At 42.1% G+C, this 13,739-nt stretch carries 19 protein-coding genes; all 19 read left to right on the top strand.

Annotated elements, in window-relative coordinates; genetic code table 11:
* Positions 1-32 precede the first annotated feature (32 nt).
* On the top strand, positions 33-341 hold the full coding sequence (locus tag HMPREF0083_RS28915) for an ABC transporter ATP-binding protein (protein WP_167331608.1): 309 nt from the start codon (positions 33-35) through the stop codon (positions 339-341).
* Complete coding sequence (locus HMPREF0083_RS26815) at positions 341-751, top strand: HK97 gp10 family phage protein (protein WP_021624913.1); 411 nt, start codon at positions 341-343, stop codon at positions 749-751. Before HMPREF0083_RS28915 ends, HMPREF0083_RS26815 begins: the two co-directional genes overlap by 1 nt.
* Positions 748-1,197, top strand: coding sequence for a phage tail terminator family protein (locus HMPREF0083_RS25650; protein WP_021624912.1), 450 nt, complete (start codon positions 748-750; stop codon positions 1,195-1,197). The genes HMPREF0083_RS26815 and HMPREF0083_RS25650 overlap by 4 nt, the downstream gene beginning before the upstream one ends.
* Positions 1,198-1,199: 2 nt before the next feature.
* Complete coding sequence (locus HMPREF0083_RS25645; protein ID WP_021624911.1) at positions 1,200-2,255, top strand: phage tail sheath C-terminal domain-containing protein; 1,056 nt, start codon at positions 1,200-1,202, stop codon at positions 2,253-2,255.
* A gap of 19 nt (positions 2,256-2,274) precedes the next feature.
* On the top strand, positions 2,275-2,715 hold the full coding sequence (locus tag HMPREF0083_RS25640) for a phage tail tube protein (protein ID WP_021624910.1): 441 nt from the start codon (positions 2,275-2,277) through the stop codon (positions 2,713-2,715).
* Positions 2,716-2,759: 44 nt separating this feature from the next.
* The gene (locus HMPREF0083_RS25635) at positions 2,760-3,209 is read left to right on the top strand and encodes a phage tail assembly chaperone (protein WP_021624909.1); all 450 of its coding nucleotides are present in this window, start codon (positions 2,760-2,762) and stop codon (positions 3,207-3,209) included.
* A 144-nt stretch (positions 3,210-3,353) separates the two neighbouring features.
* Positions 3,354-5,483, top strand: coding sequence for a phage tail tape measure protein (locus HMPREF0083_RS26810; protein WP_148316072.1), 2,130 nt, complete (start codon positions 3,354-3,356; stop codon positions 5,481-5,483).
* A 58-nt stretch (positions 5,484-5,541) separates the two neighbouring features.
* The gene (locus tag HMPREF0083_RS25625; RefSeq protein ID WP_040305129.1) at positions 5,542-6,057 is read left to right on the top strand and encodes a hypothetical protein; all 516 of its coding nucleotides are present in this window, start codon (positions 5,542-5,544) and stop codon (positions 6,055-6,057) included.
* Between the two features lie 53 nt (positions 6,058-6,110).
* A complete protein-coding gene (locus HMPREF0083_RS25620; protein ID WP_040305127.1) occupies positions 6,111-6,938 on the top strand; it encodes a D-Ala-D-Ala carboxypeptidase family metallohydrolase in 828 nt (275 codons plus the stop codon).
* Between the two features lie 6 nt (positions 6,939-6,944).
* On the top strand, positions 6,945-7,919 hold the full coding sequence (locus tag HMPREF0083_RS25615) for an XkdQ/YqbQ family protein (RefSeq protein ID WP_021624905.1): 975 nt from the start codon (positions 6,945-6,947) through the stop codon (positions 7,917-7,919).
* Positions 7,920-7,931: 12 nt separating this feature from the next.
* Positions 7,932-8,372 carry a DUF2577 domain-containing protein gene (locus HMPREF0083_RS25610; protein WP_021624904.1) on the top strand — a complete coding sequence of 147 codons (441 nt, stop codon included), beginning with the start codon at positions 7,932-7,934 and terminating at the stop codon, positions 8,370-8,372.
* Complete coding sequence (locus tag HMPREF0083_RS25605; protein ID WP_021624903.1) at positions 8,369-8,839, top strand: DUF2634 domain-containing protein; 471 nt, start codon at positions 8,369-8,371, stop codon at positions 8,837-8,839. Before HMPREF0083_RS25610 ends, HMPREF0083_RS25605 begins: the two co-directional genes overlap by 4 nt.
* A complete protein-coding gene (locus HMPREF0083_RS25600) occupies positions 8,832-9,908 on the top strand; it encodes a baseplate J/gp47 family protein (RefSeq protein ID WP_021624902.1) in 1,077 nt (358 codons plus the stop codon). Before HMPREF0083_RS25605 ends, HMPREF0083_RS25600 begins: the two co-directional genes overlap by 8 nt.
* Positions 9,901-10,449, top strand: coding sequence for a putative phage tail protein (locus HMPREF0083_RS25595; RefSeq protein WP_021624901.1), 549 nt, complete (start codon positions 9,901-9,903; stop codon positions 10,447-10,449). Before HMPREF0083_RS25600 ends, HMPREF0083_RS25595 begins: the two co-directional genes overlap by 8 nt.
* Positions 10,449-12,539 carry a sialidase family protein gene (locus HMPREF0083_RS25590; protein WP_021624900.1) on the top strand — a complete coding sequence of 697 codons (2,091 nt, stop codon included), beginning with the start codon at positions 10,449-10,451 and terminating at the stop codon, positions 12,537-12,539. Before HMPREF0083_RS25595 ends, HMPREF0083_RS25590 begins: the two co-directional genes overlap by 1 nt.
* Positions 12,540-12,821 (top strand): hypothetical protein, encoded by a 282-nt coding sequence (locus HMPREF0083_RS25585; protein ID WP_021624899.1) that lies wholly within the window; start codon positions 12,540-12,542, stop codon positions 12,819-12,821.
* 1 nt (position 12,822) lies between these two features.
* Positions 12,823-12,984 (top strand): XkdX family protein, encoded by a 162-nt coding sequence (locus HMPREF0083_RS27660; protein ID WP_021624898.1) that lies wholly within the window; start codon positions 12,823-12,825, stop codon positions 12,982-12,984.
* 100 nt (positions 12,985-13,084) lie between these two features.
* Positions 13,085-13,288, top strand: a complete 204-nt coding sequence (locus HMPREF0083_RS25580) for a BhlA/UviB family holin-like peptide (protein ID WP_021624897.1) — start codon at positions 13,085-13,087, stop codon at positions 13,286-13,288.
* 12 nt (positions 13,289-13,300) lie between these two features.
* Positions 13,301-13,739, top strand: a 439-nt coding sequence (locus HMPREF0083_RS25575; protein ID WP_021624896.1) for a glycoside hydrolase family 25 protein, incomplete at its 3' end; no start/stop codon positions are given.

Below are 13,739 nucleotides of genomic sequence, written 5' to 3'. Positions count from 1 at the left end.
CGGATATCTTGGCAACCAGGTACACCCACAGGATGGATATAAGAGGATGGGTGGAGTATGAGAAGCCAAACGGGGCAACAGACCACAGGGAAGATACAAAGGCTACAGCAGTGCCTTGTAGGCTGTCTGTGAGTGTGTCAAGAAATACGAACCAAACTGATAGCACGAATGATATTGTTTACGACAGCCTCATATTATGCCGTCCTGAAGTTGACGTACAGGCCGGGGATATTATCACTGTGGTGCTAGAGAATGGATGGGTTCGGGAGTTTACAGCTGGAGAGCCATTCCCTTATCCGTCACACCTAGAAATCCCTGTAACGCGAAAGGATGTGTCCTAATGGGGTTCGAGTTCAAAGGATTGGATTTATTCGAGCATCAGGTACTACAACGTATGATCAGGGAGATGCCCAGGGCGGTTGAGAAGAAGCTTACGGAGCTGGCCTTTAAGTATTTGGCTTCTGTGAAGCTTCTGACACCGGTTGCTGAAAAAAACGGTGGTACTTTACGTGATAGTATCCGGGTTGACGGTGTAAAACGAGTAGGCGACGAGTTCGTTGTCGTTGTCGGAACCAATGTCCATTACGCTCCTCACATTGAGTACGGTCACCGCATCAAGAACAAAGCGGGTAAATATGTTGGCTTTGTAGAGGGCTTTCATATGTTTGAAATCCCTCTTAAGCAAATGGAAGAGTGGATTGACGACGATTTGCGAAACTGGTTGAAGGACTTTACGAAGAGGCGTACATGAGGCTATCCGAACTATCTGACGCCGTGCTTTTGAAACTGAAAAAGGACTTCCCGACAATAAAACATCGTTATGACGAAGAAGTAAAGCAGGGTATGAAGTTTCCCTGCTTTTTTGTATACCTGGTCCCTATCGTCGATTCGAACGAGACAGAACATCGAAGATATCAGCGTGTCACTGTGAAAATCATCTACATGACGGAGAAGCATACAAACGCGGAGTACCTAAGTATGACAGACGACTTGAACGATGCTTTCGGCCTGAATTTCCCCGTCGGTCAGCGTGTGCTGAGTATCTTTGACAAGACTACACGGACAATAGACGATGCATTACATTTTTCGTTCGATGTGAGTGCATATAGCCTGGTATTTGAAGACGATTATTTCACTCGATACGACATGATGAAGGAACTACATTTGAATCTTATGAATCTTAGTAAGGAGGGATAGCAGTGGGACTACCCAAAATTGAGATTGTATTTAGAACGCTGGCTGTCAGTGCAATTACACGCTCTATGCGTGGTATTGTAGCTCTTATTGTCCGTGACACGAAAACGGAAATGAAAATATACAAAGGCATCGAAGAGGTCAAGGATACCGACTTTAATGCGGCTAACATCAAGCGTGTAAAAGAGGCGTTTTATGGCACACCATCAAGGGTGATTGTTGTGCCGATTGGAGCTGACGCCCCTGTATCCGATGCATTGACAATATTGAAGGGTATGTACTGGAACTATCTTGCCATGCCGGAAGCGACGGCAGCCGATACAACCGATATCGTGGCGTTTGTTAAAGGCCAACGTACACTCAAGAAGAAAATATTCAAGGCGGTTGTTACGAATGCTACTGGGCCGGACCATGAAGGTATTATCAACTTCACAACTACCGGTATCAAGATGAAAGATGGAACTGAAAAGACAACTGAAGAGTTTACTGTGCGCTTGGCGTCCGTGTTTGCAGGTCTACCGTTTACGCGCTCAGCAACCTACTATGTATTCCCTGATGTTGCTTCTATTGAGGAGATTGACGATCCAGACGAAGCGATTGATAGCGGCCAGCTTATTCTTGTCAACGACGGGAAGAAGGTGAAGATTGGCCGGGCTGTCAATTCGCTTGTCACATTCACGGCAGAGAAGCACCAGGAGTTTTCAAAAATCCGTATTGTCGAGATTCTAGACATGGTACTTGAAGACATCCGGTCCACATTTGAAGATGAATATGTTGGAAAGTATGTGAACTCATATATCAACAAGCTGATGTTTTTCCGAGCAGTCAATGCATATTTTGAAGAGCTTGTAACAGAGAGTGTACTTGAGGCAACAGGAAATAACTCGGCGCAAATTGATGTGCTGGCTCAGAAACGGTACTTAGAATCGAGGGGGAAAGATACAAGTGCAATGTCAGAGGCGGAGATTAAGCAAGCGAATACTGGGAGTAATGTTTTTGGCTCTGGTAGTATATCTGCACTTGACGCTATGGAAGATTTGAAATTTGATATCGCAATATAGAAAGAGGTAGGTGAGATAAATGCCAAGGAAATTAGAGCCAGGAAAAGTGATAAATGGCACCTGGGGCAAAATGTTTTTTAGCGGGATAGAAATTTTTGAATTACAACGTGCTGAAGCTGTTGTAATCCCAGTACGAGATACGCTGAATTTTGTTCAAATGTTGGACGAATATGAAAAGTTGAGTGGGCTGCGAGGTACTGGTTCATTTACTGTATATAAAGTGAATAGCTTTGGAATTAGGGAAATTGTTGAGGCGTGGAAGAAAGGGATAGACCCACACGTCTCTATCGTATTCCAAACAAACGACCCTGATAATGGGGGAGTAGAAACAATTGCCTTAAATGATTGTTGGTTTCAGGATTTTCCTATTGTAAACATAGAGGTGAAAAAATATATTCAACGTGATTTCCGGTTTAACTTTGCACCAAGGTCAGTAGAATTTGAAGATTTAATTGATTAAGGAAGAGGGATAACCTTCTTCCTTTTATTTTTGGAGGGATATAAATGACAGAAGAAAACAAAAACGTAAAGAAACCTGAAATAAAAAAGGCGACTATCAAGGACTTACTACAATTAAAGAAAGAGAAAGAAGTGCATTCGTTAAAGAAAAGTGAAGTTTTCGTTGCCAGTATAGGTGCTTCTGTTACACTTCAGGAGCCGAGCGAGGAACGTGCTAAAGATTATCTTAATGAATGGATGTATGGGGAAGCAAGTTCGGATATCTATGCTCTTAGCGAGCAAAACATGCGCCTGGTCTATGACTGTGTAATTGATCCGAATCTAAGAGACTCCGAGCTGCACAGTGCATACAAAGTGTCCAAACTTAACCCTTTTGAAATTGTAGGTAAGCTCTTTAATGCTATGGAGATTATCGTTTTAGTAAATAAATTGATGGGTATGGCCGGGATTGATTCGAACAGACCTGTAAGACTGGTGGACGATTTAAAAAACTAATTAAAGAGGAAGAGCGCTGGTTCTTCCTCCATTATTACACACAAAAAGGGTTCGCTATAGAGTACCTACGGGGATTAGACGCCTACACAAAGGCTTTCTATCTAGCTTCCATGTATGTGGAAATAGAATCCAAAAAAAAGGAGGGTGAAGAAAACCTTGTCTAGTTTTAGTGTAGAGGCAGTCATTTCTATGAGGGACCACATTACAACTCCAGTTAAAGGGGTTGTAAATTCTTTACGAGATTTAGGCCGTAGAGCTTCCGACACCTCGAAGGAAATTGATAACTTAGGGGAAAGTGCGGAAGACGCTGCGGGAGGCATAGAAGAAGCAGGAGACGAGGCACAAGAGGCTCAAGGTAAGTTCGGCAAGTTACGTTCTATGGTTGGTTTAATGACTGGTCAATTTAGTGTTGCGTCTGCTGCTGCTGTTGGTTTAGGGGCGGCAGTTGTGGCTGGTGCAGCGGCTGGAACGACTGCAATAGCTGGCATGCTTAAAGAAACAGCAAAAGTTGAGTATGCTATATCAAAATTACAAGCCCAGACTGGAATGTCAAAAGCACAAATGGCTGATATACAGGATATTGTTTCTACTGTGTATCGAGGTGGTTTTGGTGAAGATTATGAACAAGTTGCCGAGTCTGTCGCGTTGCTTCGACAACAACTTAAGGGACTATCAAAAGATCGGCAAACGGTAATTACTCAAGGATTGATGACACAGAAAGAGTTATTTGATTTTGATCCTAAAGAAGTCACTCGAACCATAAAAGGGATGACAGCCAATTTTAAGGGCCTCAAGGCCGAAGAAGCATTGGATCTTATTACATTCGGTAAACAAAAAGGGGGCGATTATTATGATGACTTGCTGGACACTTTAAACGAGTATTCTGTTCAGTTTGCTTCATTAGGATTAAATGCTGAGCAGATGATGGGCATCCTTTTAAAAGGGTCTGAAGCAGGCGCTTGGAATATGGATAAGGTAGGCGACTCAGTAAAGGAATTTAACCTTCGAGCGCAAGATGGAAGCAAAACAACAATTGAAGGCTTTGAACTCATTGGTATGAATGCTGACGATATGGCAAAGAAAATTGCCGGTGGTGGAAAGGGGGCTGAGCAAGCATTCTTTGCTACTATTTCAGCATTAGCAGCTATGAAGGACCCTGTAAAGCAAAATACTGCTGGTGTAGCACTGTTTGGTACCCAGTGGGAAGACATGCGTAAGAAAGTTATATCCGCTATGATAGAAGGGCGTGATGGCCTAGAAGAATGGAGAGGGTCAACTAAAAAGGCTAGCGATGAATTACAAGATAATCTTATTAAAAAAATTACGCAATTAAAACGGGAGTTTATTGGCGCCTTTACAGATGGATCTGAACCACTTAATGAATCACTGACTAAATTGGTAGATAATATAAAAACAAAGATGCCTAGTATTAAAAAAGCTATTGCAGAAGTATTTGAACCATTCAAGAACGAAAAGCTATCATTTGGTGATCAGTTTGAACAGGCTATAGGCATTGCTACAAAAAAATTCGACGCCTATATGAAAGGGGAAGGCGGGGATGAATTACGAAAGGTAGCTGTTACCACAGCAAAGATAGGAACTGAAATTGGAATCGAAACAGGAAAAGCTGTACTTTCTGGGGCTATTTCTGCCATTAAAGAGGACCCCATTGCATCAGTGCTAGCTGGTGTTTTACTAGGATTAGCATTTCCAGGGGGGCCTGTAATAAAGGCAGCCGTGGCTGCCGGAACAGCGATTGTTCTTGCACTTTCTGGGGAAATTGAAAAAGGGTTAGAGGAATCAAAAAAACGACAAGAAGCTATATTAAAAGATCAGTACGAACAATGGCAAAGAATAGATAAATTAAAAGATGAAACACCTAACGATCAACCTATGTATAAAAATCCCACCACTATAAAACCGCGTGAGGTTTCAGCGTGGGAATCGTTCAAAAACACAACAAATCAAAAGATAAAGTCTGTTCTTCCTAATTTTCCTGGTTTTAAAACAGGTCTTGGTCGTGTACCTTATGATGATATGGTTGTTCGTGTCCATAAAGACGAAGCTATATTAACAGCAGGTGAAGCTGATGAATATCGAAAGGACAGAGCAACGTATCTTTCTAATACAACCAATCATGTAAGTAATAGTGCAACAACAACGACAAAACATACTCCTGTCCATGTGCATTATCATGCTTCTTCCGGAAGCACAGACAGTGAATTCCAGCGCTTTTTTAGGCAATTTAAATCAGCAATGAGTAATATGGGATGACTTAGTATTTTCGACCAAGTAATAGTTATGTAAAATGTGGAAGAGAGGGGGAGTGAATATGAAAAGTAATAGTAAAAAAATAATGGTGATTATTTTAGGTGTTTTATTGTTTCTAGTAGGTTGTGGTGGATCAGGTGATAAAAGGTACCAAGGACAAGTATTAAACTTTGAACAGGAGTTGACGAAAGCTACACAACAAGCAGATAAAATTGGCGAACAGTTTATTGTTATAGTAGATGATTTTAAAAACGAAAAAGTTAGCAAGGAAGCAGCTGCTGAACGACTAAAAAACTTAAAAAAAGACATGAGTCGTATTACAGATAAAATGTATGCTACAAAGGTCGACGACACCTTGCCTTCTGATATCAAAGAAAAATTAAACGATATTAAAGATAGGACCGCATATGCGTATTTCCAAAAGGCTAAGGTAGCAGGACATTTAGCTACGTATTTAGAGAGCAAGGATCAACAAGAATTGCGTTTTATAGATCGAAATTTTAAGAACTTCAAAGAAGAGATGGAACCTATTAAGAAAGGTCTAAAAGAAGTTAAACAAGCTGTTGGTATAAAGTGAGGACTTCGAAGGGATAGCCTGCGGCTGTCCTCTTTTAGTTTGGGGGTGAAAAATTGGAGAATCCGATTTCTATTTTTTTGAGTATCAATAACGGCGAAAAGACGATGCAGATTCCGATATTACCGAGTGAGATAGATATCCCACAAACACTAATGGCAAATGAAACCTTTTCGACGGTAAACGGAGAGATACAGCTTATTGGTGTGTCGAAGGTACGGAAGATTACTATTACCTCCTTCTTTCCTGATAATCCGTACTCATTCGATAAGACAGGGCAGGCCGGGTTCGAAGGGTGGGGCGGTCAAGGTGCGGCAGCCAAGAAACGGGTAGAGGAGCTGCAACGCTGGATTAAACGGCGGATTCCGATTCGACTACGGATTCCATACTATGATATCAACATGGGTGTGACCATTGATAACTTTACCCCAAAAGTAAAAGGTGGCAGCGGAGATATTGACTATACGCTTGAGATGACGGAATTTGTGTTTCCTCAATTGAAGGTACAGAAGGCAACGGGCCGTGTAAAGCCGACCGTGCCGAAATTTGAAAAGTATGTGCCTCCTCCCAAGGAAGAGAGCAAAAAATCTAGCAACAAAGGTAAACCGGGTAAAGGTTATGATTCGCCACAAGCTAAAGCAGTACGCGAGCAAGTCAAGAAACTTGGATTACGTATTAGTTCAGCCGGACGTTCGGCTAAGCGCAATAAAGAGATAGGCGGCGCCAAGGCTTCTGCCCATTTAACCGATGAGGCATACGACGTTGTAGGGAATGCGAAAAAGCTGGACGAGCTGGCAGCATGGGGGCGAAAGAAGGGATACTTTGTTTTATGGCGAACCAAAGGACATTACGATCATGTCCATATCGACTGGAAGAAGAGGTGACGCGCTATGGCACATCAATTGTTTTTAATACATGAGGGTGTGCAAACTGAACTGACGCCGATTGTGGGACAGATTACGTGGTCAGATTCTGTGGAGGAACTCGGCCAACGGTTGGACTTTACCCTTCCGATTGCATCTGGTACGCCGTATATTAAATTCAGCATTGCACCCAGTGATATTGTCACCTTGATAAATGACGGCAAGGTCGTATTCATGGGCTATATCTTCGAGATGATATTTACTGAGAGGATGAGGGAAATTACCTGTTTCGATCCTCTTTTTTATTTGAATAAATCGCGTGTAACAAAGCAGTTTAAAGGTGATAAGACAGCGACAGCTTGCGTGAAGGAGTTGCTTGCACCGTTTAAAATACCAACAGCACATATTGCGGATATGAAAACAAAGATTAAGAAGATATACAACGAACAGACGTACAGTGAGATTTTGAACGATATTTTGTACCAAGCACGGCGTGAAATCGGCGAAGACTATCGCTTTCAGATGGAGAACGGCAAGCTGGTGATTGACCGACAAAGTGCGTTCCTGCTTGATGTAAGTGTCAAGTTGGCAGCCAATAGCGGGAAGTTTGATTTACTAGAGTTTATCAGCAATCCTCAGCGTACTGTATCCATTACTGAAATGCGTAATAGTATCGTCATTACAAAAGATGACCAGGTATATACGAGCACGGCTGATGCTGGAAGCGTGGGCAAATATGGCTTGTTACAGGAGACAATTGCCTTTGACGGAAATACGTTGTCCGATGCAAAGCGTCAGGCGCTGTCAGCTTTGCGTGAACTGAACCGAGTTAATGAGGAGGCTACTTTCGATATCCTGGGGCACGATGAGGTGCGCTCGGGTCGAGTACTGAAGGTCAGCGAGGGTAAAACAGGCATCATTGGACAGTTTATCATTACGAGCACAAACCATACATTGGTGAACAGGATACACAAAGTAAACATTACATTGAAGCGGTACTAGAGGGGTGAGGAAATGCAGGAGATAACGCCAGAGCGTGCTGCTATCTTGATGGCAGAGGAACTTCATGCACGTAACAATCCGGTGTTTGTAGGGATACAAGTAGGCACTGTGACAAAGCCATTACCAGATATCGAAATTCAGGTGGGCGAGATTGAGCTAGATAAGACACAGTTGGTTTTTGCTGAGTATTTACTCCAGCATAAAAGAAAGTTGAAGATCACGTCTTCATCAGCCAGCCTTTCTCATTCAAAGGATGCAGGTGCTACTTCTCAAGAACTTGATCCACCATACAAGCATTCGCATGATATTGCTGTAGCAAACGGATCGTTTTCTCTATCTGATTCGGACGTTGAATATCTTGATGAATTAAAAGTCGGTGATGAAGTCATTGTGATGGCAGCTCAGGACCAACAAACCTATTATGTCCTAGATAGGGCGGTGAGGTTCGAATGATACCCGAAATGCCGAACCCAGATATGTTTCTTGAAGAAGTACAAGAGGAACAGCAATATGATATTGACCTGGGCACCGGATTCTTGTTCGACTTCGAAAAGGGTGAGTTTGTGATTCGGAACGGTCGCCTAGTCGAAGTGAATGACATTGAAGCCTTGAAAATGTGGATGACTAAGATTTTACGAACTGAAAAATATCAATATAGTATCTACGCTAACTATCCAGACACAAAGGAATTTGAATATGGCACTTTAACAGAATTTTGCATCGGTCGGGTGATGACTGATGATATGCGTATGCAGCTACAAGAGAATATTGAACAATCGGCCACCCGTCACCCACGAGTGGCTTTTTTATCAGAATGGCGATTCGAAAAAGACGAAGACAAATTGACGGTACATTTCCGTGTAAACCTAATTGATGAACAATCGTTTGATATGGAGGTGCCGCTAAGTGGAAATGGATGATCTGGTGCTAATTCCAGACTTTGAAATTGAAGAAATCGACGAGGTACACGATCGGATGCTAAGTAATATCAATGATCGGTATGACAAGACAGAGGGGCAGTTTCCTTGGGATGAAACAAGGCCGACGGCCGTTGAAGTACAAAAAGAGCAAATCAGCACACAGAATATGTACTACAACGGCTTTCTAAATTCGTCAATGGATCTTCTCTACATGAAATTGTGGTCAAGAAGGGTCGGTGTAGATTGGAAGCCAGCAGCAAAATCAAGCAATGTTGTAACGTTTAAAGGTGTAGATGGAACGCCTATTCTTGCCGGTACTATCTTGCAATTCATTGAAGAAGATGCGATTGATTTTATCGCGTTAGAGGGTGTGATTATCACATCAGGCCAAGCGGAGGTTCCTTTTGAATGTACGGTTGGCGGTACAGTTGGAAATATTCCTGCAAACTCTTTGCAGCTAGTCGAACCGATACATGGCGTCGATAGCATCGAGCATGAAGCATTCACAAATGGTGTGGATGAAGAGTCAAAAGAGTCGCTTCTAAATCGTACACTTGAGAAGGCAAGGCATCCAGGCATTAGCGGCAACTCTGCACACTACCGACAATGGGCTATGAGCCGTAGTGGTGTATCTGATTGTAAGGTGTATCCTGTTTGGGATGGAAACAACTCGGTTAAGGTTGTTCTGCTTGATGATAACGGAAAAGCGCCAGCGCAAAGTATCATCGATGACGTAGCTGCTTATATCGAAACAGTACGGCCAGCGGGACCGAGGATCACTGTTGTAGGTGTAACGGAAATCACGATTGATGTTTCAGCAAAAGTGGTGCCTACGTCTTATTCTGATGCAGAAAAAATCACAGGGCAATTCTCTCCAGCGGCATTAGAATACTTCAAACAACTTGCTTTTAAAGATCCGCTTGTACGTTGGACACGTATTGCAAATATTTTGGGCGACATTCCAGACGTTATTGACTATGAGAATTTAACGATCAATGGAGACACCGCGAATATTGAGATTCCAGACGGCTCGGTTGCAGTACTTGGGACGGTGAATTTCTATGAATAGAAAAGAACGGATGATAGCTCAAATGCCTTCAAACTATCATAAGGATCCGTTAACCCATGAATTGAAAAACGCAGAGGCGATGGAGTTAGACAGAGTTAGGGCTCAGCGACAAGATGTATTCCTACAGTTTGACCCCGCTACGGCTACATGGGGCATTGCGAACTGGGAAAAGATATTCGGTATTCCGATTGACGAAACTAAACCATTACAGGAGCGCCGAGAGGTTGTTATAGGCCGTATGCGCTTCTCTGACACCGTATCTGTAGCAAAGATTAAAAACGTGGCATCGGCGTGGAGTGGTGGTGAGGTAGACGTCAAAGAAAATTATGAGCGTTTTGCTATTGAGATAAAATTTGTCGGTAAGCGTGGCATTCCAGCTAATATGAACGATATCAAACAAACTTTACGTGAATTAATCCCTGCACACCTTGGCATTGACTACTATTTCACCTATACCGTTTGGGGCGAAGTGAAAAGTAAAACATGGGGCGCTCTTAAAAATTACAACTGGAAAGAAGTTAGAGAAAGGGAGATGGTCTGATGCCCGATTTAACACCTAATCTTAATTTAGAACTGCCTAAAGACAATGAAACAGCGGATATCGGAGTTATCAATAGCAATATGGTTATTATCGATGGAAAAGTAGCGCATACAGTTTCCAAGGAAGAGTTTAATTTACACAAATCTGATTCTATTATCCACCATACACATGCAAACAAAGTACAACTGGATAAAATCACAGAAGATACAAACGGGGAACTGTTGTACAACGGAAAGAAACCAGGTGTAGATGTAAATGCAGTATATACATTACAACGTGAAGTCGCAAACCTCAAAGCGGTGTCCGAACTAAAGGATCGCGTTGACGGAGCAAGTGGCTTTTTCTATGATTTGTTTGACGACAGGAATGGTGGTTCTATTGCAAAGATGGACAACACTCGAACGAATACAACAGCAGAATTATCCATAGGCAGTACAACGCTTCCTGTGCTTTCTGTAGCTGGCTTTGCTGTTGGACAAGAGATTACGGTATTTGATGATACAAACCTAGAGCGCCCACGAATCGCGGCTATTAATGGCTCAACGCTTATCATTACATCAACACTCACCAAATCATATAAAAAAGGGGCTATGGTTTGTCGTTCATCTGTGGTTGTTGATACGATTAATCACACGCTTAAATTTAGCGGTTGGGCATATCCAGAGAAAATTATACGTTCTGCGGTCAGAATTTCTGATACAGGTGTTTTTGCCATTTCAAATAACAGACCTCAAAGATTAAGTAATGGGTGGTTAGTCGTAACTGTAAATAGAGGGGGGGCGGGTCAGGGGGTAATCTATTGTTATAAGTCTGAAGATAACGGGCTTACCTGGTCACAATTATGTTATTTTCATGGCTCTTATCCTACGTACTCATGGGCAGGATATCCATCAACTACTTCTTATGGTACGAAGGTATCCGTATTTTTTACCGACCTTAATACCAGGCATTATTCTGTAACTTTCGATGCTACTACAGTAACGAACAGTGATTTAACAAATAAGGCGGTATTAGTTCATACAAATGCGAATATGACATATAACCGTAGTAGTATAATATGGGCGCCAGATGGGGTATTACACGCGGCTTGGTCTACAAAAGATACCAATACGTATAATATTTTGTATAGTAAAAGCACAGATGGAGGGGCTACATGGGCAAAGGCTACACAAGTAACTACAGCGAATGATGAAGGTTTTGAGTATATAGAACCTTGTATAGTTTTATTGGAAAACAAGCCAATAATTTTCCACATTCGAAATATAACGTCGGGTAGTGGTGCGAATATTGTTTATATGTCTGAATTTAATGCAGGTTCATGGTCGCTAAAATCAATATACGGAAGTACCATCCAATTATATCCACAAAAAAAGTCTACTGTAATTACAGATGAAATAAACAAGATTTATATTGCTTGGCATGGAACCGATACAACCCATACATCTACCGATTACATTCGTTTTTCAAAATCTGTAGATGGCGGCGCTACTTGGTCCGCTGTGCAGAAACTTGTACCGGGACAAGATGCATCTATCACAAAAAATAAAGCAGGTAAATTATTTATCGAATATGTAGAAGCGGGTTCGATTAAACGTATTGAATCAATAGACGATGGAATAAATTGGTCATCTCCTATTACAGTATCCACAGGGTCAGACCAAGCTTTCGTAAATACACTTGCAGATAGCTCAATTGACTTTGATGACCCTTTATCTATATATATCGTAGACCGCATACCTGTATTTAAAGGTACATGGACTACGCAAATATCAACCCCTGTCTTAGTCGAAGATGTACGTTATAACATCGTACCGTCAACACAGATTGACGAAGTTGTTGCTTGGGTTGACCGTGGGACAAACGAGGAACTTTTGATTTCGAGCGCTGTGTCATTCCATGACATAGGAGGCAATGAATCGTATGTTGCAGCTACGAAAACAAGTGCGCCGATGGATGAAACGATTACCGAAGACCAGTTTATTGCAACGAATAGTGTAGCCAAACAGCAAGCTACGCTACGCCTGACATTAAATCGAACAAGTGTTGATGTTGATAAATCAGTCAAAAAATTACTAGGGGCGGTGAGCTAGATGAAAATCAAACAGAGGGATGAAAACGGACAACTTGGACTACTTGTTTCTACGCCAAAGGATGCAGGCAAACCTACACCTGATGAAAAAATAAATCAACTTGAAATGGATAACGCAGCCCTTATGATGCAGGTTGCCCAGCTGGAAGCAAAGAACGAACAACAGGCAGGTGATACGGCGTTTCTTATTTTGAAGAATACCGAATTAGAGGCACAGGCTACGCAAACTGCCCAGGAACAAGCGTCACTATTAATGGAATTGACTATGAAAGGGGTTTTGTAAAATGGATTGGTATAAAACAATTAAACGTTACTACGACATGGGACTCTATACAAAGGAATCAGAAGATACGATGTATGTAGGTAACTTTGTGGTTTATGGGAAAATTACAGCAGAGCAATATCAAGCAATCACAGATGAGCAATATCCAAAAGCTACAGAATAACAAACGTCTTTCCAACAATGGGATGGCGTTTTTATTTTGGGAGTCGCATAAGCGGCTCCTTTTCTATTTCACGCCGGAAAGGCGGTGAGGAGGATGTAGGATGGACGAGACAACATTGTCACTTATAAAGCCAGTTCTGACACAAGGACCTTTTGCTGTGCTCTTTGTTGTATTGCTGTTCCGAGTTATGAAAAATAACGACCAACGTGAGCAGAAGCTTCAGGAGCTGCTTGATAAATTTAGCGATAAGTACGATCTGATTATTTCAGAACTTCGAGATATCAAGAACAAAGTTGAAAAATAGGAGGAAGAAGCTGTGACACAAATCAAAGGAATCGATGTATCACATTGGAATGGGGTGGTTGACTGGAAGAAGGTTGCCGCTGACGGCGTGAAATTCGTTTTCCTAAAAGCCAGTGAGGGGACCACTTATGTAGATAAAACCTTCAAAACAAACGCAGCTAATGCACTAGCGAATGGAATTCGCGTTGGCGCCTACCACTACGCAAAATTCGGTAATGTCGCAGAAGCGAAGGCAGAAGCACAACATTTCTTGCGTACTGTTTCGGGGGTGAAAATTACATACCCACTTGTGCTGGATCTGGAAGAGAACAAGAAGAAGGCAAGTAAAGCCGTTTTGACGGATGCCGCTGTTGCCTTTCTAAATGCCATCGAAAAGGCCGGATATTTTGCCATGATTTACGCCGGAAAGTCTTTTCTTGAAACACAATTAGATGAAAAACGATTGAAGCCCT

Source organism: Aneurinibacillus aneurinilyticus ATCC 12856 (assembly GCF_000466385.1).
Lineage (GTDB): Bacteria > Bacillota > Bacilli > Aneurinibacillales > Aneurinibacillaceae > Aneurinibacillus > Aneurinibacillus aneurinilyticus.
The sequence above is the reverse complement of the archived record's forward strand: the minus strand, read 5'-3'. Positions and strand labels throughout refer to the sequence as shown.

Excerpts from the sequence above, each read along its gene's own strand:
- HMPREF0083_RS28915 (WP_167331608.1), top strand. The coding sequence starts at position 33 with ATGGATATAAGAGGATGGGTGGAGTATGAGAAGCCAAACGGGGCAACA.
- HMPREF0083_RS26815 (WP_021624913.1), top strand. The coding sequence starts at position 341 with ATGGGGTTCGAGTTCAAAGGATTGGATTTATTCGAGCATCAGGTACTA.
- HMPREF0083_RS25650 (WP_021624912.1), top strand. The coding sequence starts at position 748 with ATGAGGCTATCCGAACTATCTGACGCCGTGCTTTTGAAACTGAAAAAG.
- HMPREF0083_RS25640 (WP_021624910.1), top strand. The coding sequence starts at position 2,275 with ATGCCAAGGAAATTAGAGCCAGGAAAAGTGATAAATGGCACCTGGGGC.
- HMPREF0083_RS25635 (WP_021624909.1), top strand. The coding sequence starts at position 2,760 with ATGACAGAAGAAAACAAAAACGTAAAGAAACCTGAAATAAAAAAGGCG.
- HMPREF0083_RS25625 (WP_040305129.1), top strand. The coding sequence starts at position 5,542 with ATGAAAAGTAATAGTAAAAAAATAATGGTGATTATTTTAGGTGTTTTA.
- HMPREF0083_RS25615 (WP_021624905.1), top strand. The coding sequence starts at position 6,945 with ATGGCACATCAATTGTTTTTAATACATGAGGGTGTGCAAACTGAACTG.
- HMPREF0083_RS25610 (WP_021624904.1), top strand. The coding sequence starts at position 7,932 with ATGCAGGAGATAACGCCAGAGCGTGCTGCTATCTTGATGGCAGAGGAA.
- HMPREF0083_RS25605 (WP_021624903.1), top strand. The coding sequence starts at position 8,369 with ATGATACCCGAAATGCCGAACCCAGATATGTTTCTTGAAGAAGTACAA.
- HMPREF0083_RS25600 (WP_021624902.1), top strand. The coding sequence starts at position 8,832 with ATGGATGATCTGGTGCTAATTCCAGACTTTGAAATTGAAGAAATCGAC.
- HMPREF0083_RS25595 (WP_021624901.1), top strand. The coding sequence starts at position 9,901 with ATGAATAGAAAAGAACGGATGATAGCTCAAATGCCTTCAAACTATCAT.
- HMPREF0083_RS25590 (WP_021624900.1), top strand. The coding sequence starts at position 10,449 with ATGCCCGATTTAACACCTAATCTTAATTTAGAACTGCCTAAAGACAAT.
- HMPREF0083_RS25585 (WP_021624899.1), top strand. The coding sequence starts at position 12,540 with ATGAAAATCAAACAGAGGGATGAAAACGGACAACTTGGACTACTTGTT.
- HMPREF0083_RS27660 (WP_021624898.1), top strand. The coding sequence starts at position 12,823 with ATGGATTGGTATAAAACAATTAAACGTTACTACGACATGGGACTCTAT.
- HMPREF0083_RS25580 (WP_021624897.1), top strand. The coding sequence starts at position 13,085 with ATGGACGAGACAACATTGTCACTTATAAAGCCAGTTCTGACACAAGGA.